This is a genomic window from Ectothiorhodospira shaposhnikovii, from assembly GCF_047222355.1.
GTDB lineage: Bacteria > Pseudomonadota > Gammaproteobacteria > Ectothiorhodospirales > Ectothiorhodospiraceae > Ectothiorhodospira.
Window position 1 is genome coordinate 959,146 of record NZ_CP178333.1, and the last position, 21,916, is coordinate 981,061.

Below are 21,916 nucleotides of genomic sequence, written 5' to 3' on the forward strand. Positions count from 1 at the left end.
GGAACCATGCCACGGAAACCGGCATCATATCCAGTCCCCACAGGCCTGGTCGGGTTTACCCCACCCGGGTGCCTCTCTATAATTGTACGATTCACCAATACCTCCCCCCGAGACATATCATGCGCATCGTCCAGGAAGCCCTCACCTTCGACGACGTCCTCCTGGTCCCCGCCCATTCGGCGGTGCTACCCAGAGACGTGGACCTCACCACTCGCCTCACCCGCGACATCACTCTGAACATTCCCCTGGTCTCCGCCGCCATGGACACGGTCACCGAGGCCCGTCTGGCCATCGCCATTGCCCAGGAGGGGGGCATCGGCATCGTGCACAAGAACATGAGCATCGAGGCCCAGGCCCAGCAGGTGCGTCTGGTCAAGAAATACGAGAGCGGCGTCATCAGCGATCCCATCACCGTCACCCCGGACACCAGCATCCGTGACGTACTGGCCATCACCCGCGCCAACTCCATCTCCGGCGTCCCGGTGGTCAAGGGCGTCGATCTGGTGGGTATCGTCACCAGTCGTGACCTGCGCTTCGAGACCCGCATGGATTCCCCGGTGTCCGAGATCATGACCCCCAAGGAACGTCTGGTCACCGTGCGCGAGGGGGCCGACCGGGAAGAGGTTCAGCACCTGTTGCACAAGCACCGCATCGAGAAGGTGCTGGTGGTGAACGATCAGTTCCACCTGCGGGGCATGATCACCGTCAAGGACATCCAGAAATCCACCGATTTCCCCAGCGCCTGCAAGGATGACCGCGGTCGTCTGCGGGTGGGGGCGGCCCTGGGCGTGGGTGCCGGTACCGAGGAGCGCTGTGCCGCGTTGGTGGAAGCCGGGGTGGACGTGGTAGTGGTGGATACCGCCCACGGCCATTCCCAGGGCGTGCTCGACCGGGTGGCCTGGGTGAAGAAAACCTATCCGGACGTCCAGGTCATCGGCGGCAACATCGCCACCGCCGAGGCCGCCCGTGCTCTGGCACAGGCGGGCGCGGATGCCGTGAAGGTGGGTATCGGCCCCGGCTCCATCTGCACCACCCGTATCGTGGCCGGCGTGGGCGTCCCCCAGATGACCGCCATCGACAACGTGCGCCAGGCCCTGGAAGGTACGGGCGTGCCCCTGATCGCCGACGGCGGCGTGCGCTTCTCCGGCGATTTTGCCAAGGCCATTGCCGGCGGTGCCCACTGCGTCATGCTCGGCAGCCTGTTTGCCGGTACCGAAGAGGCGCCCGGTGAAGTGGAGCTGTATCAGGGCCGTTCCTACAAGTCCTACCGGGGCATGGGTTCCCTGGGCGCCATGCAGCAGGGTTCCTCGGACCGTTATTTCCAGGAAAGCAGCGGCGTGGTGGACAAGCTGGTGCCGGAAGGCATCGAAGGTCGTGTCCCCTACAAGGGCACCATCGTGGCCATCATCCATCAGCTGGTGGGCGGACTGCGTTCCTCCATGGGCTATGTGGGCTGCAGCAACATCGACGAGATGCGGACCCGTCCCGGTTTCGTGCGGGTCACCTCGGCGGGGATGCGTGAAAGTCACGTCCATGACGTGACCATCACCAAGGAAGCCCCCAACTACCGGATGGATTGAAGAAGATGCCCCTGTCTGCCCCGGATATTCACGCCCATCGCATTCTCATCATCGATTTCGGCTCCCAGTACACCCAGCTCATCGCCCGGCGGGTGCGGGAGTCCGGGGTCTATTCCGAGATCCACCCCTGGGACATGGACGCCGCCGCCGTGCGCGACTTCAACCCCAGCGGCATCATTCTCTCAGGCGGTCCGGAGTCCGTGATCGAAAGCGATCCGCCCCGCGCTCCCCAGTGCGTGTTCGAACTGGGGGTGCCGGTGCTGGGCATCTGCTACGGCATGCAGACCATGGCGGCCCAACTGGGCGGGCGGGTCGAGAGTTCCGATCATCGGGAGTTTGGCTATGCCCAGGTCCGGGCCCACGGCCATACCCGCCTGCTGACGGACATCGAAGACCACACCAGCCCCGAAGGCCATGGCCTGCTGGATGTCTGGATGTCCCATGGTGACCGGGTCTGCGCCCTGCCGGAAGGTTTCTCCCTGATGGCCTCCACGGACTCGGCCCCCATGGCCGGCATGGCCGACGAGGCGCGTCGTTTCTACGGCGTCCAGTTCCATCCCGAGGTGACCCATACTCGTCAGGGGCAGCGTATCCTGTCCCGGTTCGTCCATGATATCTGCGGTTGCGAGAATCTCTGGACCGCCGGCAACATCATCGATGACATGATCCAACGGGTGCGGGAACAGGTGGGCACCGACGAGGTCATCCTGGGCCTGTCCGGCGGCGTGGACTCCTCCGTGGTGGGTGCCCTGCTGCACAAGGCCATCGGCGACCAGCTCACCTGTGTGTTCGTCGATACCGGCCTTTTGCGTCTCCATGAAGGTGACCAGGTCATGGCCACCTTTGCCCGTCACATGGGCGTGCGGGTGATCCGGGTGGATGCGGAAGCCCGTTTCCTTGAGGCCCTGGCGGGGGAGTCGGACCCCGAGGCCAAGCGCAAGATCATCGGTCGCCTGTTCGTTGAGGTCTTCGACGAAGAGGCCGCCAAGCTCAAGAATGCCCGCTGGCTGGCCCAGGGCACCATCTATCCCGATGTGATCGAGTCTGCCGGTTCCAAGACCGGCAAGGCCCATGTGATCAAGTCCCACCACAACGTGGGCGGTCTGCCGGAGACCATGAAGATGGGTCTGGTGGAGCCGTTGCGGGAACTGTTCAAGGACGAGGTGCGGCGCATCGGCGTGGAACTGGGGCTGCCGTCGGAGATGGTCTACCGGCATCCCTTCCCGGGGCCGGGGCTGGGGGTGCGCATCCTGGGCGAGGTCACCAAGCCTTACGCGGACCTGCTGCGCCAGGCGGATCACATCTTCATCGAGGAACTGCGCGGTGCCGGCCTGTATGACCAGGTGTCCCAGGCCTTTGCGGTCTTTTTGCCGGTGAAATCCGTCGGCGTGATGGGGGACGGTCGTCGCTATGACTATGTGGTGGCCCTGCGCGCCGTCGAGACCATCGACTTCATGACTGCCCGCTGGGCGCACCTGCCCTACGAGTTCCTGGACAAGGTCTCGCGGCGCATCATCAACGAGGTGAAGGGCATTTCCCGCGTGGTCTATGACATCTCCGGCAAGCCGCCGGCGACGATTGAGTGGGAGTGATCCCGCTGAAAGGGCCGGGTCCTACATGAAGATCCGGCTCACCTGTTCCATGACGGCCTGATCGGCGTCCCAGTGCAGGGTGGGATCTTCGGGGGTGCAGCCCAGGCGCCTGAGTGATGGGACACCCAGGCGATCGACCTTGGCCAGGCGATGGCCGGTGGACTGATAGCTTTCGATGTTGGCGGCCTGGACGATGTCCACGTAGTCGATGGGGGCGTCGTCGCCGGGGTCCCGTTTCAGGTTGTCGTGCTCGGCCGCCACGTCGATCATCTGCTGATCAAAGTTCCAGGCCTTGAGGATGGCGCGACCCACGCTCATGTGCAGGCTGGCGATGATCATGTCCAGGTACTTTTCGTTTTCCACGATCACGTCGATGTTCTTGGCCTTGTTCAGGATCGGGATGACACCGACATCATGGACCAGGCCGGCCAGCAGGGCCACTTCCTGATCCAGGTGCCGGTACTGCCAGGCCAGCAGGGAACTGAGGATGGCCACTTCCACGCTGTGGTTCCAGAGCGCTTCCATGCGGCTGCGAATGCCCCGATGCCCGGTGTTGAAGACGTCCCGCATGGCCAGGGTCAGTACCACGTTCTTGGTTTTCTCCAGGCCCAGCCGGGTGATGGCAGACTTGATGGTGGTACAGCGGCTCAGTCCCCGGTAGATGGGGCTGTTGGCATAGCGGATCAGTCGTGCCGCCATGGCGGTATCCCGCGCCACCACGGCGGTGATTTCATCGATGGAGCTGTCATCCCGGTTGATGGTGAACAGTGCCTGGATGGAGATGTCCGGCAGGGTGGGAATCTGGATGCCGTTGTTCTGCAGGTCCTGGCGCAGGTCGCTGATGAACTCGTCGACGATTTCTTTGGGGTCGAGACGCTTGTTCACGTGGGGCAGGGACGGGAGAGTGACAAGGGTTTCCAGTATGACATAACTGCGCTCCAGGCGCGTGCGGAGTGATGATGGACGAGGAACAGGATCGCTACTGGATGACACGGGCGCTGGTACTGGCCGACCGGGCCGGCGACGAGGGAGAGGTCCCCGTCGGTGCCGTGCTGGTCAGGGACGGGCAGGTACTGGGGGAGGGCAGGAATCGTCCGATCACCCAGTGCGATCCCACCGCCCATGCGGAGATCCAGGCTCTGCGGGCCGCGGCCGTGGCGACGGGGAATTACCGTCTGCCCGGCACGACGCTCTATGTGACCCTGGAGCCCTGCGTCATGTGTCTGGGGGCGATGGTGCATGCACGGGTGGAGCGGGTGGTGTTCGGCGCCCATGACCCCAAGACGGGGGCGCTCGGTGGTGCCGCCGATGCATTGGGGTTGCCGCTTTACAACCATGACCTGACGGTGACGGGCGGGGTGTTGGCGGATGTCTGCGGTGAGCGTCTCAGGTCTTTCTTTCGCGCTCGCCGCAAGTCCGGGGGTGCGGCTGGTTCAGGACAGTCACAATCCCAGGGGTAATATCTCAAGTGGATCCGGCGGGTGGGGGTTGGACGGGCCCGGGTCCCGTGGCGATATCTGCTCGCGGCCCTGCTCTGGGGTGGTGAACCAGGTGAGGATGTCGTAGAACCCGCGGATGTTCTGCACATACTGGACCGGTTCCCAACCCCTGGCATAGCCGTAGCGGGTATTACGATACCAGTTGGGCTGACTCAGCAGAGGCAGATGCTCCATGACATCAATCCACCGGTCCGGGTCCTTGCCCTGTGAGCGGGTGATGCGCCTGGCGTCATGCAGATGGCCCATGCCGACGTTGTAGGCCGCCAGGGCCATCCAGGTGCGATCCGGCTCCTCGATGCCCATGGGTAGTCGCTCATGCAGATTGGTGAAGTATTCCGCACCGCCGAATACCGATTCCCGTGGGTCGGTCCGATCCTGGACGCCGAGCTGGCCGGCGGTCGCCAGGGTCAGCATCATCAGTCCGCGAACCCCGGTTCTGGAGACGGCGTTGGGGTTCCAGTGGGACTCCTGATAACTGATGGCGGCCAGCAGTCGCCAGTCCATGTCAAACTGCTCCGCGGCCTCCCGAAACAGGGGTTCGTGGCGGGGCAACCGTTCGCGAAGACGGTTCATGAAGGTGAGGATGCCTGGGTAATCCAGCACTTCCATGTGGCCGTAATGCCGTTCCAGCAACTGTGCCAGCCGGCCATCGGCGGCGTATTCCTCGAAGAAGCGTTCCGCGGCCTGGACCAGGGTCTGATCCTTGTGCCGGGGGAAGGCCCAGGCCAGGAAGTGGGGCTCGGACAGGTCCATGGCCGCTCTCAGTTCCGGATAGAATCGGCGCAGGGAAGCCAACTCGATGGAATCGGCGACGGCCAGCGCCCTGTCGCCTTCCCGGACCTGTCTGAGCAGTTCCGCCGGCGTGATGTCCGTCAGCTCCTCCCACTGGAGGTCGGGATACTGTTGTTTGAGCGCCTGCAGGGTTTCCACATGACTGCTGCCGGCAATGACTGCCAGTGTATGCTGTTGCAGCGCCTCCGGTGACTCGGGAGCAGGTTCACCATTGCGATGGACGACTTGTTCCGTGACCTGATGGTAGGCAGGGCCGAACCTGACCTTGCTAAGACGGGCGCGCGTCACCGTGATGCCGGCTGCCGCCATGTCCACCCGGCCGCTGGCCACCATGGGCAGGATCTCATCGAATCGCTCCGGGGTGACCAGTCTGAGACGGACGCCCAGACTGTCGGCAAAGGCGGTGGCCAGGTCATATTCCAGTCCATCGGGACCTTCGGGACCCGGTCGGTAGGTGGTGGTGCTGATGCGGGTGGCCACCACCAGCTCGCCGTGCGCGAGCACCCGCTCCAGTTCCGTCATCGGCCGTATGAAGGCAAACAGCAGAACCAGCGTCAGCAGCAGCACAAAGGCAAGCGCTTCCAGGCGCTGGTTGAGCGTCCAACGGGGGCGGCGACGTTTCAAGGGCTTAAAAAAAATTTTGTAATCGGCTATGATAACCCACTTTACCGTCGGGCCGCACCGGGATGTGGTCGTGCCCTGTCGGTAGCTTTTCGACCGTATTGGAGAGGTGCCGGAGTGGTCGAACGGGGCGGTCTCGAAAACCGTTGTACACGCGAGTGTACCGAGGGTTCGAATCCCTCCCTCTCCGCCAATCAATCAGACAGTCCCATCACCCGGCAAGGTTTTCGTGTATCACGACCTTGCCGGGTTTTTTTTGGTCGTCTTGCCGGCTGGCGCATCATGCCTATCCCCCCGCCCATCAGTCGGTTCTGAATCGGTGTCGCCATGCACTACAATCCTTGATGAGTACTTCAGATCCTGCAAAGGAACCCTATGACCCCGAAAAAAGCTCCCTTGTCTGACTCAGCCCCGGATACCACGACCAGGACGGACGATGATATCGACGATGTGGGCATGGTGGAGGCCATTGACGATGGCGAGGTGAAGGCGGGTGGGCGGACGCCCCGGGATGAAGAACCTGAAATGCCCGTGGAGGCCGAGGATCAGGAAATGATCCGTAGCGATTTCTGCGGTCATGTGGTGGGTATCGGTGCGTCGGCCGGTGGACTGGAGGCCTTGGAACAGCTCTTTGATGCCATGCCTTCAGGCTCGGGGGCCGCTTTCGTGGTGGTCCAGCATCTGTCTCCCGACCACAAGAGCCTGATGGCCAACTTGCTGGCACGCCATACCAGTATGCCGGTGGTGACCGTGCGCGACGCCATGGAGATCGAGGCGGAAACCATCTACCTGATCCCACCGGGCAACCTGATGACCATTTCCGAGGGCCAGCTACGGCTGAGTCCGAAGAACCCCAAGGCGCTCTCCCTGCCCATCGACCTGTTCTTCTCTTCCCTGGCGCGGGAGTTTCGGGATCGCTGCATCGGTGTGATCCTGTCCGGTACGGGGTCGGATGGCACTCGGGGATCGGTGGCCATCAATGACGCCGGTGGTCTGCTGCTGGCCCAGGATCCTGAGAGTGCCAAGTTCGACGGCATGCCCCGCAGTGTCATCGCCACCGGCCTGGTGGATGAGATTCTGCCGGCGGAGACCCTGGGGCGACGGATCAAGGACCATATTCTGCAAAAACCGGAAACCCGGGTGGGGCCGCCGCCAAGGACCGCCTCGGACCTGGATATCGGCTCGGCCCTGGAGGGCATCTTTCACTTGCTGCACAACCACGGCGGGGTGAACTTCCGTGACTACAAGCCAGCCACGGTACTCAGACGCATCGAACGCCGCATGCAGGTGCGTCATGTGCCGGATTTCGAGCATTACCTGGAACTGCTGGAGAATGATGCCGGCGAGGTGTCGGTGCTGCGCCGTGAGATCCTCATTCCGGTAACGAATTTCTTTCGCGATCCGGAAGCCTTCGACACCCTGGCTTCCAAGGCGGTGGAGCAGATTGTCCAGCAGGCTTCCGGATCCCATCCTATCCGGGTCTGGGTGGCGGGCATGTCCACCGGTGAGGAGGCCTATTCCATTGCCATCCTGTTTGCCGAGGCTTTTGATCGCGCAAGGCGCTGGCCGGACATCAAGATCTTCGCCACGGATGTGGAGCAGAAGAATGTGGATGCCGCCAGCGCCGGCACCTTTTCCGAGGCCATCATGGCCGAGGTGTCGCCCGAGCGGCTGGAGCGCTTCTTCATCAAGCGGGGTAGTCATTTCGTGGTCAAGCCGGACCTGCGCCAGACCCTGGTCTTTGCGCGTCACAACCTGCTGGAAGACCCGCCGTTCACGCGCATGGACATGGTGACCTGCCGCAATGTCCTGATCTATTTCGTGCCCGGGGCCCAGGAACGGGCCCTGCGTCGGCTCCAGTATGCCCTGGCGCCGGGCGGCTATCTCTTTTTGGGCAGCAGCGAGTCCCTGGCCGGACTGAGTTCGGACTTCACCCCGGTGAGCAGCAAGCACAAGCTGTTTCAGATGCTGCGCAGTACCAGCTTGCCGTTGGATTCGCACTCCAGTTCCGCGCTCCTGGGGTCACGCAGTCCTGCGTCGACTCGAGGGCGGCGCCTGGGTGCGCAGCCGGGGCGTAGTCTGGATGCTTCCGCCATCGATGCCGCTCAGCAGTTGCTGTTGCGTGACCATGCGCCGCCCAGCATCCTGTTGTCGGAAGGGATGGAACTGGTCCATATCTTCGGTCAGGCCCAGCGCTATCTGCACTTTCCTTCCGGGAGCATTTCGCTGGAGATATCCAAGCTCTTGCCGACCGGCATCGTGCCGGTGGCGCAGGCGCTGTTGCGGCGTGCCGCCAAGAGCCGTGAGCTGGTCCGTTCCGAAGCCAGTACCTTCCGGTTGCCTGACGGATCCTCGCAGCGGTTGTGCATTTCGGCCCAGCCGCTGGCGGGGGATGATCGTAATGCCGTGTTCATGCTGCTGTCCTTCGAGCCCCAGGATGTCGGCAATGCCGGTGTGACGGATGGCGCCCCGCCACTGGATGTGAATGCGGAGGCGATGGAGCGCATCCAGTCATTGGAACAGGAGCTGGCGGCGACCCGGGAAAGCCTCCAGGCCACCATCGAGGAACTGGAGGCATCCAATGAGGAGCTTCAGGCTACCAACGAAGAAATGATGGCCGCCAACGAGGAGTTGCAAAGCTCCAACGAGGAGTTGCAGTCCGTCAACGAGGAGCTCTATACGGTCAACGCGGAAAACCAGGAAAAGATCCAGATCCTCAATCGGCTCAATGCAGACCTGGACAGCATGGCCAAGGCGGCATCCATCGCCACCCTGTTTTTGGATGAGTCGATGCGCATCACCCGGTTCACGCCGGAGGCCACGCAGATCTTCAAGATCCGGGATGGGGATGTGGGGCGTCCCATTGATGATTTCACCCATTCCCTGGATTACCCGGATCTCATGCATGATCTGCGTCACAGCCTGCGTGAAGGCCGGATGCAGGAGCATGAGGTCAGTTCGGAGTCCGGACGCCACTATCTGCTACGCATCCTGCCCTATACCCTGCAGGGGGCTTCCACCCGGGGCGCGGTGATCACCCTGGTGGATATCACCTCCATCCGGGATGTGGCCCTTTTGCAGGCGGTACTGGACTCCCTTGATCACCACGTGGCCGTGATCGACAACGACGGCGTCATCCTGATGGTGAACAAGGCCTGGCACACCTTTGCGGAAAGGAACGGCGACCGGACGCTCAATGGCTCGGGGGTAGGCGTCAACTATCTGGATGCCTGCAAGATGGAAGATACGGACAATCCCGATGCACCCTATGCACTCAAGGCATTGCAGGGTTTGCAGAGGGTACTCAAGGGGGATCTGGACGGCTTCAGCTTTGAGTACCCTTGCCACTCGGCGGACACGCGGCGCTGGTTCCTGATGCATGCCGGCAAGTTGCATCATCCGGATGGCGGGGCCATTGTCAGTCACTTGGAGATTACCGACTGGATCCTCGGCCAGGCGCAGGCGCCCGCCGAAACGCAGGCGTCGTAGCCGGAGAGGGCGCGGTCAGTGTAGCCGGTTGCCCTGACCCGGGATCTGCTCCCGCCATTGTGTGATCAAATCCTCGGCGGGCAGAGGCATGCCGAACAGGTAGCCCTGCCCCGACAGGCACCCCTCCCTGAGCAGGAAGCTGACCTGACGTGCCTCTTCGATGCCTTCCGCCACGGTTTCCAGCCCCAGGCTCTTGCCCAGGCCGATGATGGCCCGGACGATGGTTTCGTCATTGGTATCCCGTCCCACGTCACGAACAAAGGACTGGTCGATCTTGATCCGGTCCAGGGGCAGACGCTTGAGATAGGAAAGGCATGAATAACCGATGCCGAAGTCATCGACCGCCAGCTTCACCCCGAGCGACTTGAGTTCCTGCAATGCGCTCAAGGTCTTTTCGGGGGCGCGCATGATCAGGGATTCCGTGACTTCCAGTTCCAGGCACTGGGCGGGGATGTCAAAGTCTCTCAAGGCCTCGCGCACCTGGGTCACCAGGTTTTCCCGCTCCAGTTGCTGCACCGAGAGGTTGACGGCCACCTGCGGGATATGCAGGCCATCCCGGCGCCATTGATGCATTTGCCGGCAGGCCTCCCTGAGGACCCAGTTGCCGATTTCTCCGATGATGCCGATATCTTCCGCCAGCGGGATGAAGTCCGCGGGAGAGGTCATGCCCAGGCCGGGATGAAGCCACCGTACCAAGGCCTCGACTCCTTGAAGATGCCGAGTATTCAGATCGATCTGCGGCTGATAATGCAGGATCAACTCGTTGCGGGAGCAGGCCCCTCTCAGGGCGGCTTCCAGTTTCAGCTTTTCCAGTACACCGGCCGAGAGATTGGGGGCAAAGAAGTGATAGTCGTTGCGTCCATCGCTCTTGGCCTGATACATGGCCAGGTCGGCGTGCTTGAGCAGGGTGTCCGCATCCCGTCCGTCTTCCGGATAGATCGCAACGCCGATACTGGCGGTGACCACCACCTCATGCTCATCCAGTCTGACCGGGGCCGACAGCACGGTGAGTATTTTTTGGCACAGGGTCTGGATGTTGCTCATGGTGGCATCGTTTTCCAGCAGCAACACGAATTCATCGCCGCCCAGGCGCGCCAGTGTGTCCGAGGCCCGAACGTTGTCTGCCATGCGCTTGGCGACGGTCTGCAGCAGAAGATCCCCCTGGTTGTGTCCCAGGGTGTCATTGATGGTCTTGAACCGATCCAGATCAATGAACAGCAAGGCCAGGGTATTGCCCTGCCGTTTTGCCCTGCGCAGGCTGTGGTTGAGGCGATCCTTGAACAGGGCCCGATTGGCCAGGCCGGTGAGAGGGTCGAAATGGGCCATCAGCTCCAGTTGTCTCTGGGCCTCCTTGACCTGACCGATATCGCTGAATACACCGACATAGTGGGAGATCTCTCCCTGGTCATCCCTGACCACGCTGATGGTCAGCCATTCGGGGTAGAGGGTGCCGTCCTTGCGCTTGTTCCAGATTTCGCCGCGCCAGTTGCCGGAGTCATGCAATTGCTGCATGAGGGCTTCGTAGAAGCTTTCGTCGTGTCGGCCCGATCTGAGCAATTTCGGTGTCTGGCCGAGGGCTTCCTGCTCCGAATAACCGGTGATTTCGGTAAAGGCGGGGTTGACCGCCACGATGCGCCGTTGCACATCCGTGACCATGATGCCTTCCGCCGCCGCTTGAAATACCCGATCCGCCAGGCGCAGGCGTTCCTCGGTACGGATTCTATCGGTAATGTCATGCACGACGGCATGGAGCAGGTCCTTGCCCTTGATCTGAATCATCCCGGTATAGATCTCGACCTGTCGCAGTTCCCCATTGGCCAGCCGGTGGGTGTCCCTGATATGTTCCTGTCGTTCACGAGACAGGTGATCCAGCTGAATTCTTGTTTCCGCGGGAGGGTGTATCGTGAGATCCGAAAAATGTCGTTGCGCCAGTACGGCCCGTTCCCAGCCGTAGAACTGGCAGGCACCGGGGTTGGCATCCACGATACTGCCGTCTTCAGGGTCGATCAGCAGCATCACCGAGTGACTGTTTTCGAACAGGCTGCGATAGCGGGATTCGCTTTCCTGCAAGGCGGTTTCGGTGGCCCGTCGCTTCTGTTCCAGTGCCAGGTGCTGGAGGGCATAGGAAAAATCCTCCGTGATGTCCTGTACCAGGCGGTCGATCTGCGGGGTGAAGCTCTCCGCCGTATCCGACATGAAGCTGGCCATGCCCACCAGGCGGTATTCCCGCATGAGCGGGTAATGTCCGAAGGTGTGGATGCCGTTGCGCCTTGCCCAGGCCTGCCACAGGAGCGGGGCATCCGGGTCGTCACGGTGGGCATAGACGTACGGTTGGTGGTTGATGGCGCGCCAGGCCTCCATCAGCGGCATGGAGCGGCATTGTTGCGGTGTCAAGCCGTTGAACGACTTGGGTACCGGGTCCGCCCCGGGTTCCGGGCACAGGCTGATGACGCAGGCGTTGAAGCGGCCGTAGTCCACGGCGATACGGGTCAGGTTGTCCAGCAGCAACTGTTCATCCTCGATGCGCACGATGGCCTGATTGACCGCGCTCAGGGTGGCGTAGAGCATGCTGATCTGGGCCACCTGCATTTCTGCCCGCTTGCGCTCGGTAATGTCCCGGTTGACGCCTCTTCGACCCTGGTATTGACCCTCCTTGCTGATGACGGGCTGACATTCGTGCTCGATCCAGCGGATGTCGCCGCTGGCATGACGGATGCGTAATTCCATGCTGCAGGCGGGTTCTTGTGCCTTGGCGTGCTTGATCATTTCCTGATGGGCAATCCAGCGGGAGAGATCGGCGGGGAGCAGGATCTGATCCATCATGCGGGGGTTGTCCATGAAGGCTTCGGGCGGATGGCCGCTGATCTCAAGACACCCCGGAGACACATATCGGTACTGGCCGTCCGCTCCCAGCCAGTAGTCCCACACCGGAGAGTAGTCGGCCAGAATCTTGTAGCGGGCTTCACTTTCCCTCAGTTCATCATGGGCCAGGGAGATTTCCATCTCGTGGCGGATATGTTCCGTCAGGTCCACCACGGCGCAGACGAACTCATGGGCGTTGCCGTCCCGGCCGGGGAGTCGGGCAAGGTGCAGTTCGGCCATGAAGGCATCCCCCTCGGGCCGGATGAAGCTGATATGTTCGACGATATGCTGGCCCTTTTCTTCAGTCTTAAGCAGGGCCTGATGGAGACGGCTTTCTTCCTCCCTGGGGATCAGCCGACGCAGGAAATAGCGACGCAGTTGACTGGTTTGTAAACCCAACAGTCGGTGTGCCTGGTCGTTGGAGTCCAGGATCAGGCCATGACGATCCACCACGATCGCGGCGATGGGAATGCCTGCAAAGAAGGCGGTATAGCGTTCCAGTGCCCGTTGGGTGGTGAGCTGTGCCTCCCTGAGTTCGGTATTCTGGATCTCTAGTTCCGCCTGATAGATCCGCAGTTTCTGGGTGATCTCGGCGAGGTTGGTTTCCCCTTTTTCCAGCATCTGTTGCGCCAGATCGAACTCACCCCGGCGCAGCGCCTCCTGGGCCTGTTCTCGGATGTGTCTGGCGTGTTCCGAAGTGCGTTCGTCTTTGGACATCGGCTGGCTGGGCTATCAGGGTTGTGAGCTGCATCACAGGATGGACCGTGGCATCATAACTCACCGCTGACCGGCTTTCCTTCATAATCAGTCCAGATGCCTGGTCCGCCTCTGCTGGAGCGCGTCTTCCGGGTGCTCCGGCGTAACCTTATGGCACACTCCCTGCATAGGCGCAAACTGATGAAGCCTTCCGGCATGATCTTTCCCGAGCCGAGGCCGGTCACTGATGACCGCTTCTTTCGTGATGCCCTGGGGCGTTTTGCCACCGGCATTACCGTGATCACCTGTCGTGATCCCGGCACTGGACAGCCCCAGGGCTTTACCGCGAACTCCTTCAGCTCGTTATCCCTGGACCCCCCGCTGGTACTCTTCAGCCTGCGCCGGGAGGCCCAGTGCCTGCCTGCATTCCTCGGCAGTGGCGCTTTTGCCGTCAATGTGCTGGCCCATGATCAGATGGAAGTATCCGCCCGATTTGCCTCCAGTGATCCTGATCGCTGGGCGGGCATCGAGCATGCCGTCTGGTCCACGGGGGCGCCGATCCTGCCGGAGATGCTGGCCAGCTTTGAATGCCGTACCGTGGCGACCCATGATGGCGGCGACCATGTCATTTTCATCGGTGAGGTGCTGGCGCTGTCGACGCCCAGGGAGGCACCGCCGTTGCTGTATTTTCGCGGCGCCTATCAGACATTGAAGGTTTGAACATGGATTCGGTGAGTCACTCCGGGGGGGGGGGAGTTCCATGATTCAAGAGGCTGAACTGCAACGTCTGGCACTGTTCGAGCCGTTGACGACGGCGCAACTGGAGCGTATCCGCGGTGCCGCCCGGGAGAAGCGCTGTCTGGCCGGCGAGCCCCTGTTCTCACAGGGTGATGCTGCCCGCCATTTCTTTCTGGTGCGTCAAGGTGCCATCAAGCTGTTCCTGTTGTCCCGCGACGGGGATGAGAAGGTCGTGGAGGTGATACAGACCGGTCAGCTGTTTGCCGAAGCGGTGATGTTCATGGAGCAGCGGCGTTATCCGGTGAATGCCACGGCCCTGGCGGACACGGAACTTGTGATCTTCGATCATGACACCTTCCTGTCCCTGCTCGCCGAGGCCCCCGATCTGGCCCTGAAGATGCTCGGCAGTCTGAGCCGTCGGGTCCACGGTCTGCTCAGCCACATCGATGAACTCACGCTTCACAACGCCACCTACCGCCTGGTGGCGTACCTGCTGTCGCAGCCACGGGATGACGCCGGGGAGGTGCGACTGGATCTCCCCAAGCAGATCATCGCCTCGCGTCTGTCCATGAAACCCGAAACCCTGTCACGGATTCTGGCCCGGCTGAGGACCCAGGCACTGGTGGAGGTATCCGGTGAGACACTGCTGCTCAAGGATCGGGCAGGGTTGCGCCGTCTGTTGGGCCAGGAGGTCTGAGTTCGGGTCGGCCCCTTGCATCACGGCACCTTCACGCCGAACATGGTGCTGTCCGAGGAGTGTTTGGGAGCCGGAGATAATGCGCCGATTAACGCTGTTCATCCTCCTGCTGTTGCTGCTGGTCGTCTTCACACCGTTCACCGGATGGGTGTTCTGGACGGAACGTCATCCCGATCTGGAACGGGAGTTCCGTATCACGGTCCAGGAGCGGCTGGAAACCTGGTTTCCGGAGGCCATGTCCCTGCCGCCGGAACTGATCGGTTTCATCCCCCGCGGCGATGGCGGGGCGGCGAATGTTCCGGACGTCGTGCTGATTCACGGCCTGGACGAGCCGGGTGGAATCTGGGATGACCTGGTGCCCGAGCTGGAGGCAGCCTGCCTGACGGTATGGGAATTCCGTTATCCCAACGATCAGGCCATTGATCATAGTGCGGATCTGCTGGCCGATTACTGGGAAACGCTGGACGACGGGCGAGCGGTCATCCTGATCGGGCATAGCATGGGGGGGTTGATCATCCGGGATTTCGTGACCCGCCGGCGACACCCGGCGGCGGCCGATGCGGAGATGCAGGGTCCTCCCGTGGGTGGCGCCATCCTGGTGGGGACGCCCAACCAGGGATCAGACTGGGCCAGACTGCGGGTCTGGCTTGAAGTGCGCGAATGGCTGGCGGATATCCCCGAAGGCCGGTTTTCCCTCTGGGCCGGTCTGCGTGACGGCACCGGCGCGGCCAAGATCGACCTGCGACCCGACAGTGAATTTCTGCGGGATCTCAACCGCAGGCCCTGGCCCCCCGAAGTCCCGGCGCGCGTGATCGGTGGCCAGCTGACCGAACCCACCCCGGCGATGCGCGCCAGTCTGGATGCCCTGTCCGAGGAACTGGGTATCGAGGACCTGCCGGTCCGGGTCGAGGATTGGTGGTCCTCCACCGGGGAGTCTCTGGGAGACGGTGCCGTGCCGGTGGTCTCGCTGCCCTTCGAGGGTGCCCCGGCACCGGTGATCGTGCCCGCATCCCATCGGGGTCTGCTGGTGCGCATGCCCTTTACCGATCAGGAACCACCGGCGATTCCGCTGATAGTCGAGCAGTTGCGGGAGTGGGGCGGTGGTTGCGAGCGAGATCGAAGGTGAGCAGCTCAACGTCGAATCCGTGCGCTCGTCCATCGCCCGCAGGCTCGGCGTGGACATCGGTGCCTTGGCTCCGGTCGATCGTCACGTCGAAGGCGTGGTGGAGATGGTGCTCGATGCCACGGCCAACTGCCAGGCACCGGTCACACGGGAACGCCTGTCCGGCTGGCATGCCGCGCTGTTTCCCACCGGCTACTCCGGCCTTTCCAAAATCAAGGTCGGCGGCTGGCGCGACGATGCCAGTGGCCCAATGCAGGTGGTGTCCGGCCCCATCGGCCGCCAGCGCGCGTCGCGCGTCGGGCGGTGCGGGATGTCGAACCACAAGTCGAACAGCAGCGCGCCTTTCAGCAGGAACTGGTCGGCGTGAGGCGAGACGCTGAGCCGATAGAGCAGGCGTTCAAGGGCGTAGCGAGTCAGGACCAGATTGAACATTTCCCCGCGCATTCCCCCTGCTAGGCGTTAGCCAGGAGGGGGTCAAGCGGGGTTTCTTTTGAGGGGTTTGGTGCCTTGTGATTCCACGTAGGCCCGAACCGTCTCCAGGGATGCCCCACCGACAGAGCCAACGTAATAGGCGCGGTGCCAAAACATCGGTTTGCAATAAAACGCCGCCAAGTGCTCGGCAAAACGATTGCGGGCGCGGCGGGCGCTGGCTGTCTTGAGATTGTTGACCAGCGTGGAAAGGTTCAATGCCGGATGGATCGCTATCAGCAGGTGAACGTGATCAGCCTCGCCACCAAATTCGATCAGCTCACAACGCCATGCCGCCAGGATCTCCGAAAACGCCCCCTCCAGGTAGTCCCTCAGTTCTTCATGCAGGCAAGGGCGACGGTACTTGGTCACAAAAACAACATGCAGCTTAATGTCATAAACGGTGTGAGAACGAGATTTAGTGCTACTTTCCATGGTTGCGCCTTGGTGGTTTTCATGGAACGATAGCAGGCATGGGCATGATCGGACATCGCTTTCGTTGCTATCCCGGTCGCCAGCAGGAAAATATCCTGCTGCGTTGGATTGGCTGTCAGCGATTCATCTATAACAGCAAGGTCAGAGAAGACCGTTATTTTCGTGCCTTTGCCCGAAAAGCCTTGTCGCTGACCGGACAAAAACCACCCATCGACCAACAATACAGCCAGTTCATCGGCCCCGATACGGCGTGGTTGCGGGAGGTGCCCTCCCAGGTATTACGCAATGGCGCGGTCCGATGGAAACAAGCCTACAGTCGCTTCTTCCAGAAATTATCCGGTCGCCCAACGATTCATGGAAAAGGCGGCGAACAAGGCGTCTGGCTGACGCGGGAGTTATTTGCTTTCGAGGATGATGGCGAAGGGGGTTATCACCTTCGGGTCGGCACGAAAAAGCACCCGCTCGGTCGGTTGCGCTATGTCGCGGATCGGCCCCATACATTGCCCGCATCCATCGTCATCAGCATCAACGCCGGTCAGTGGCATGTGTCATTTGCCACCGAGGATGATGTGATCCATCCGCGCCCTGCAGAGATCCAGGCCGAGTTATCGCAGTGGGATGAGGCTTCATTGCACGCGGCCACCATCGGCGTGGATCGCGGCGTGGCGGTGCTTGCCTACGCCAGCACGGGATCGGTGTATGCCTTCGACCCGGTGCAAAAGCAGCGAATGGCCCGCAAGGAACGCCAGCGCCTTCGCTGGCAGCGGCGCATGGCGCGACGTGCCAAGGGCTCATCCGGCTGGCACAAGGCCAAAAAGCGCGTGGCCCGCACCCACACCTACGCCAACAACGTGCGCAAGGACTTTGCCCATAAGACAAGTCACGCATTGGTGATGGCGCCGGGGGTGAGGCTCGTGGTCATGGAAGACCTCAAGGTGGCCTCCATGAGTCGTCGCCCGAAGGCAAAGACCGACGAGCGGGGGCGCCACGCACCCAACGGTGCCCGCGCCAAGGCGGGGCTCAACAAGGGCATCCTCCATAGCGCCTGGGGCAAGATCAGAACCTATGCCCAGTACAAGGCACCGAGAAACAACGTGCTGTTTCTCGTGGTGCCGCCGCACCATAGCTCGCAGGAATGTGCCGTTTGCGGCCACATTCATCCCGACAATCGGCTCAGTCAGAGCCGATTTGTCTGTCAACGCTGCGGGCAGACCGATCATGCCGACCACAACGCCAGCCGGGTGATTGCCCGACGCGGCGTCACAACGGTGATCGGTCAGTGCAAATCTCTTCAACAGGTAGGGGCGGTGCGCCCCGAACCGCCGTTCCCGGACGGCTACGCCGGTGGAGATCAGGGTCAGTCGCAGAAGGGCAAGCGCCCAACTGCGCACAGATCATCGAAACCGGAAACCATGCCTACAACCGCTCAAGCGGTTTAGGGATGGTAGTTCATTCCGGCCGTGTCGGCGTTCTCGATCAGGAACTCGATGGCCGCCTTGTGATTCAGAATCATCTGCGTTTCGATGGCGGCCTTGCCCTGCGCAATCCGGCCGTGCTCGATCAACTCCCGGGTGTCGAGCCGGGTGTAGGTATTGCCTTCGAGGTGGCTGGACGCCCAGGACAGATCGATCAGCAGGCGGTGGCGCAATTCATGAGTTTAATGGCGCAATTGTGGCGCAAAAGCCGGAATCGCGCCAATCTTGGTGGCGCGATTAACTAAAGGCGAAGTTCCAAGGGCACACCGGCGCACCCAGAAACACAACCACTTACATCCATTCTTGGGATGTTTAGCGCATCTCCTCATGTTGTCACGCGGCGAATGGCGCCTCTATCGCCGCACTTTCTGCGGTGAATAACTTGCGCATGCGGAGAATGGAACCCATAATCTCCGCATGAATAGCGGAGATTGCAAGTACATCTGGCAGGCCAGTGACTGGCCGGACTGGCGCTTTGATCTGGCGACACTCGCGGCTCCCATGGCCGAGGTCAGTCGCGCTCAAGGGCTCTTGATGGGGCGTCTGGCCGACGTGGGCATGGCGCTGCGCGATCAGGCCGGTCTGACCGCGCTCACCGAAGACGTGGTCAAGACCAGCGAGATCGAAGGCGAGCAGCTCAACGTCGAATCCGTGCGCTCGTCCATCGCGCGCAGGCTCGGCGTGGACATCGGTGCCTTGGCCCCGGTCGATCATCACGTCGAAGGCGTGGTCGAGATGGTGCTCGATGCCACGGCCAACTGCCAGGCACCGGTCACACGGGAACGCCTGTTCGGCTGGCATGCCGCGCTGTTTCCCACCGGCTACTCCGGCCTTTCCAAAATCAAGGTTGGCAGTTGGCGCGACGATGCCAGTGGCCCCATGCAGGTGGTCTCCGGTCCCATCGGCCGCCAGCGCGTGCATTTTGAGGCGCCGCCCGCCGATCGACTGGAGGCCGAGACAGGTCGTTTCCTCGACTGGGTCAATGCGGACTCGGGTGAGGCACCGCTCATCAAGGCGGGGCTCGCCCACCTGTGGTTCGTGACCGTGCACCCGTTCGACGACGGCAATGGCCGCATCGCCCGTGCCATCGGCGACCTGTGGCTTGCGCGCGCCGACGGTAGCCCGCAGCGCTTCTACAGCCTGTCGGCGCAGATCCAGCGGGAGCGCAAGGCCTACTACGATATCCTGGAGCGCACCCAGAAAAATTTGCCGGGAGCAAATTTTCGCGCCAGCCCCGAAGGGGTCAGGCACAGGGATGTGCCTGACAACCGGTCCATGGACGTCACCGAGTGGCTGGTCTGGTTCCTGGACATCCTGCATCGCGCCGTCGATCAGGCGCAACACACGCTCGATGCCGTGCTGACCAAGGCACGCTTCTGGCAGCACTGGGCGGCCACTCCTTTGAACGAGCGACAGGCGAAATTGCTCAACCGCCTGCTCGACGGCTTCGAGGGCAAACTCACCAGCAGCAAGTGGGCGGCCATTGCCAAGTGTTCGCCGGACACGGCGCTGCGCGACATCAACGATCTGCTCGCACGTGGCGTGCTGCGAAAATCGAATGCGGGCGGGCGCAGTACCAGCTACGAGCTGAACGATCTCCCGTAGTAACCGCGCGTGGTCCGGTCCGCTGTTCTTCTGCCTGAAGCCGTCGGCCAATCCCAAGCCTGGCACCAGGAAGGTCAACCTGACCACGCTGGCACCCGACATCGTCGCCGCCATCCTCGACGACACTCTGCCGAATCACATCAAGCTATTCGACCTGGCGGTCGATCCGCCGGCGCTGTGGGATGAGCAGCGCGAGAGAGTCGGGCTCTGAGGTGGAGGCACCACCTCAGCTCAACATACTCTTGAGATCCTTGAGCATCAGGAACAGGTGATAAGGATCGGTCGGGCTGGGCTCGAATTCCCAAGACTCGTACCAGCGCCGCGCCGCATCGTCCTTGGCATGCACCAGCAGGCAGCGGATACCGGCGATGTCGGCGGCCTGCGCCGTGCGCAGCAGCGCGTCCTTGAGCAATGCCTGGCCCAGGCCTTTGCGCTGATGTTCCTGGTCCACCGCGAGCCGGGCCAGGATCATGACCGGCACCGGATGATGCGCCAGCCCCTTCATCACCCTCATTGGGGCGGCTTCCGGATCGACGCCGCCGACGGCAAGGCTGTAGAAGCCGAGCACCATGTCACCCTGGCAGCAGACGTAGGTCTGCGCGCTGTTGGCCTTCTGGCTGACGAGCGCGTAGCGCTGCAGGAACTGGTTCAGCGCGGCCTGACCGCAGTCGAACGCATCGACCTGATCCGTTGCTGCAAGCTTGCGAACGGGTGCATAGGGCGACGTCATTGCGTCGCCGGTCAACCCAGCACCCCGGGTTCACGCAGCAGCTTCTTCAGGCGCGGCTTGCTTTGCACCGGACGATCCAGCGCTTCCTGGAACGCCTGCCACTGCGCATCGTCCAGCACGAACTGGCGACGATCCGCCAGCGTCTGCGCGGCAGCCGTCACGCCCGCATCGAGCAGGAACTCGCTGACGTTCTTGTGGCAGGCACGCGCGGCTTCCTGCAGCAGTTGCTTGACCGGCGTGCTTGCACGGACGTCAATGCGCTCGGTCTTGGAAAGATTCGGGGTGCTCATGGTGCCCCTCCGGGATTTGGATGCTTCCCATTGTAGGTGTCCGGACATCGTCCTGACAATAAGTCGTGTCACGAGTCTGTCGCAAGTTATCCGCCGCCGTGCCGGGCCACCACCTGACGACCCTTGCCGGTCAGGCGGTATTTCTGCTTGCTGCTGCGCGGCTTGTCTGGGATGGTCATTTCAATCAGACCGCCATCCAGAGCCGGGAGCAGATAGGCTTTGCGGAAATGCTCATCATCTTTCAGCCCGAGCGCCTCTTTGAGTTGTTGCCGGGTCATCTCTCCGGCAAGAACTGAGAGCAGTCGAACTTCCGGGGTAACTTCCCGGGTTACTTCCGGGGTCGAGCTGGTCACGGTATCCAGGATCATCCGCAACATGAAGGCGATAAACGGAGCGGAATCGGTCTTTTGGGTGCTTTCCTGAATAGCCTGGTAGTACTCGGCCTGGTGCTCGAAGATCAGGCTTTCCACCGGGATGTCGGCGAACAGGGGATTCCAGCGGGCCAGGATCAGGCTCTGCCACAGCCGCCCCATGCGACCGTTGCCGTCGGCAAAGGGGTGGATGAATTCGAACTCGTAGTGAAAAACCGAACTGGCGATGAGCGGGTGGGCATCAGTGGCGGCCAGCCAGCGAAACAGATCGCCCATCAGATGGGGAACCCGGTCGGCGGGCGGGGCCATGTGAATCACCTGCTGGCCTGCCATCACTCCCACACCGCCGTGCCGATACAGCCCTACCTCGTCGATCAAGCCGGACATCAGAATTTTGTGCGCCTCCAGCAGGTCCTTTTCGTACACTGGCTTCCAGCTGTCGAACCGGTCGTAGGCGGCCAGGGCGTTTTTCACCTCCTGCACCTCGCGAGGCGGGGCGATGACCCGCTTGCCCTCCAGAATCGCGGTGATCTGCGCCTCGCTCAGGGTGTTGCCTTCGATGGCCAGCGAACCGCGAATGGTGCGGATGCGATTGATGCGCCGCAGCCGCAAGGCTCTCGCCTGATCGGTGAGCACGGTCAGCCGCCCGATGGCCTCGCTGATCGCGGCGACCCGGTTCAGGATCTCGGGGGTGATGGTGTAGGGTGGCTGATATTTCATGTTGCCTCCCTGGCTGCCTCTTCGATGCGGGAACTCGCGGAGGTCATGCGGTTGGTGATGGTGAATGCGGAGGCAAAGGTCATGGCGCGGCTCCCTCCTTTGCAATAGCATCAAACAGACCGACCCGCTGGCA

18 protein-coding genes, 1 tRNA gene and 1 pseudogene are annotated in these 21,916 nt (G+C 62.0%); 11 read left to right on the forward strand and 9 right to left on the reverse strand.

Translation table 11 applies throughout. From position 1 onward, the window contains the following. Positions 1 to 119: 119 nt before the first annotated feature. Both guaB and guaA read left to right on the forward strand, forming a co-directional pair. Positions 120 to 1,580, forward strand: a complete 1,461-nt coding sequence (gene guaB / locus ACLF6L_RS04355; RefSeq protein WP_238617589.1) for an IMP dehydrogenase — start codon at positions 120 to 122, stop codon at positions 1,578 to 1,580. 5 nt (positions 1,581 to 1,585) lie between these two features. After that, entirely contained in the window at positions 1,586 to 3,172 is a 1,587-nt protein-coding gene (guaA, locus tag ACLF6L_RS04360; protein ID WP_412852443.1) for a glutamine-hydrolyzing GMP synthase, read from the forward strand. A 21-nt stretch (positions 3,173 to 3,193) separates the two neighbouring features. Here guaA and ACLF6L_RS04365 read toward each other — a convergent pair whose 3' ends face one another. Beyond that, the gene (locus ACLF6L_RS04365; protein WP_412852444.1) at positions 3,194 to 4,057 is read right to left on the reverse strand and encodes an HDOD domain-containing protein; all 864 of its coding nucleotides are present in this window, start codon (positions 4,055 to 4,057) and stop codon (positions 3,194 to 3,196) included. A 74-nt stretch (positions 4,058 to 4,131) separates the two neighbouring features. Between ACLF6L_RS04365 and tadA the strand changes: the two genes are divergently transcribed. After that, positions 4,132 to 4,632 (forward strand): tRNA adenosine(34) deaminase TadA, encoded by a 501-nt coding sequence (gene tadA / locus ACLF6L_RS04370; RefSeq protein ID WP_412852445.1) that lies wholly within the window; start codon positions 4,132 to 4,134, stop codon positions 4,630 to 4,632. Here the strand turns inward: tadA and mltF are convergent. Beyond that, on the reverse strand, positions 4,615 to 6,087 hold the full coding sequence (gene mltF / locus ACLF6L_RS04375) for a membrane-bound lytic murein transglycosylase MltF (protein WP_238617585.1): 1,473 nt from the start codon (positions 6,085 to 6,087) through the stop codon (positions 4,615 to 4,617). The two genes, tadA and mltF, sit on opposite strands and share 18 nt — an antisense overlap. Positions 6,088 to 6,187: 100 nt before the next feature. Between mltF and ACLF6L_RS04380 the strand changes: the two genes are divergently transcribed. Both ACLF6L_RS04380 and ACLF6L_RS04385 read left to right on the forward strand, forming a co-directional pair. Continuing rightward, positions 6,188 to 6,277: transfer RNA gene (locus ACLF6L_RS04380), tRNA-Ser, on the forward strand. Between the two features lie 332 nt (positions 6,278 to 6,609). Then, the gene (locus ACLF6L_RS04385; RefSeq protein ID WP_412852748.1) at positions 6,610 to 9,573 is read left to right on the forward strand and encodes a chemotaxis protein CheB; all 2,964 of its coding nucleotides are present in this window, start codon (positions 6,610 to 6,612) and stop codon (positions 9,571 to 9,573) included. 15 nt (positions 9,574 to 9,588) lie between these two features. Here ACLF6L_RS04385 and ACLF6L_RS04390 read toward each other — a convergent pair whose 3' ends face one another. Then, positions 9,589 to 13,152, reverse strand: coding sequence for an EAL domain-containing protein (locus tag ACLF6L_RS04390; RefSeq protein WP_412852446.1), 3,564 nt, complete (start codon positions 13,150 to 13,152; stop codon positions 9,589 to 9,591). Between the two features lie 180 nt (positions 13,153 to 13,332). Here ACLF6L_RS04390 and ACLF6L_RS04395 point away from each other — a divergent pair, with 180 nt between their 5' ends. The 4 genes from ACLF6L_RS04395 to ACLF6L_RS04410 all read left to right on the forward strand — a co-directional run bounded on the left by ACLF6L_RS04395 (position 13,333) and on the right by ACLF6L_RS04410 (position 16,056). Next, complete coding sequence (locus ACLF6L_RS04395; RefSeq protein ID WP_412852447.1) at positions 13,333 to 13,851, forward strand: flavin reductase family protein; 519 nt, start codon at positions 13,333 to 13,335, stop codon at positions 13,849 to 13,851. Between the two features lie 40 nt (positions 13,852 to 13,891). Continuing rightward, the gene (locus ACLF6L_RS04400; RefSeq protein ID WP_238617566.1) at positions 13,892 to 14,566 is read left to right on the forward strand and encodes a Crp/Fnr family transcriptional regulator; all 675 of its coding nucleotides are present in this window, start codon (positions 13,892 to 13,894) and stop codon (positions 14,564 to 14,566) included. Between the two features lie 79 nt (positions 14,567 to 14,645). Then, the gene (locus tag ACLF6L_RS04405) at positions 14,646 to 15,692 is read left to right on the forward strand and encodes an esterase/lipase family protein (protein ID WP_412852448.1); all 1,047 of its coding nucleotides are present in this window, start codon (positions 14,646 to 14,648) and stop codon (positions 15,690 to 15,692) included. Further along, positions 15,667 to 16,056 (forward strand): DUF4172 domain-containing protein, encoded by a 390-nt coding sequence (locus ACLF6L_RS04410; protein ID WP_412852449.1) that lies wholly within the window; start codon positions 15,667 to 15,669, stop codon positions 16,054 to 16,056. The genes ACLF6L_RS04405 and ACLF6L_RS04410 overlap by 26 nt, the downstream gene beginning before the upstream one ends. Here ACLF6L_RS04410 and ACLF6L_RS04415 read toward each other — a convergent pair. Both ACLF6L_RS04415 and tnpA read right to left on the reverse strand, forming a co-directional pair. Continuing rightward, positions 16,029 to 16,133 (reverse strand): annotated as a pseudogene (locus tag ACLF6L_RS04415) (nucleotidyl transferase AbiEii/AbiGii toxin family protein); the annotation flags it as partial. The gene ACLF6L_RS04410 and the pseudogene ACLF6L_RS04415 sit on opposite strands and share 28 nt — an antisense overlap. 30 nt (positions 16,134 to 16,163) lie before the next feature. Continuing rightward, positions 16,164 to 16,592, reverse strand: coding sequence for an IS200/IS605 family transposase (gene tnpA, locus ACLF6L_RS04420; protein WP_412852450.1), 429 nt, complete (start codon positions 16,590 to 16,592; stop codon positions 16,164 to 16,166). A 44-nt stretch (positions 16,593 to 16,636) separates the two neighbouring features. On the opposite strand from tnpA, the gene ACLF6L_RS04425 reads away from it, so the two are divergent. Continuing rightward, complete coding sequence (locus tag ACLF6L_RS04425; protein WP_412851592.1) at positions 16,637 to 18,031, forward strand: RNA-guided endonuclease InsQ/TnpB family protein; 1,395 nt, start codon at positions 16,637 to 16,639, stop codon at positions 18,029 to 18,031. Here ACLF6L_RS04425 and ACLF6L_RS04430 read toward each other — a convergent pair. Further along, on the reverse strand, positions 18,028 to 18,240 hold the full coding sequence (locus ACLF6L_RS04430; RefSeq protein ID WP_412852451.1) for a hypothetical protein: 213 nt from the start codon (positions 18,238 to 18,240) through the stop codon (positions 18,028 to 18,030). The genes ACLF6L_RS04425 and ACLF6L_RS04430 overlap by 4 nt on opposite strands. A 244-nt stretch (positions 18,241 to 18,484) precedes the next feature. Here ACLF6L_RS04430 and ACLF6L_RS04435 point away from each other — a divergent pair, with 244 nt between their 5' ends. Further along, positions 18,485 to 19,672 carry a Fic family protein gene (locus ACLF6L_RS04435; protein ID WP_412852452.1) on the forward strand — a complete coding sequence of 396 codons (1,188 nt, stop codon included), beginning with the start codon at positions 18,485 to 18,487 and terminating at the stop codon, positions 19,670 to 19,672. Between the two features lie 226 nt (positions 19,673 to 19,898). On the opposite strand, the gene ACLF6L_RS04440 is transcribed toward ACLF6L_RS04435, so the two are convergent. The 3 genes from ACLF6L_RS04440 to ACLF6L_RS04450 form a co-directional block, all read right to left on the reverse strand. Beyond that, a complete protein-coding gene (locus tag ACLF6L_RS04440) occupies positions 19,899 to 20,402 on the reverse strand; it encodes a GNAT family N-acetyltransferase (protein ID WP_412852453.1) in 504 nt (167 codons plus the stop codon). 11 nt (positions 20,403 to 20,413) lie between these two features. Further along, positions 20,414 to 20,692 (reverse strand): DUF1778 domain-containing protein, encoded by a 279-nt coding sequence (locus tag ACLF6L_RS04445; RefSeq protein ID WP_412852454.1) that lies wholly within the window; start codon positions 20,690 to 20,692, stop codon positions 20,414 to 20,416. An 86-nt stretch (positions 20,693 to 20,778) separates the two neighbouring features. Further along, positions 20,779 to 21,783 (reverse strand): Fic family protein, encoded by a 1,005-nt coding sequence (locus tag ACLF6L_RS04450; RefSeq protein WP_412852455.1) that lies wholly within the window; start codon positions 21,781 to 21,783, stop codon positions 20,779 to 20,781. Positions 21,784 to 21,916: the final 133 nt, after the last annotated feature.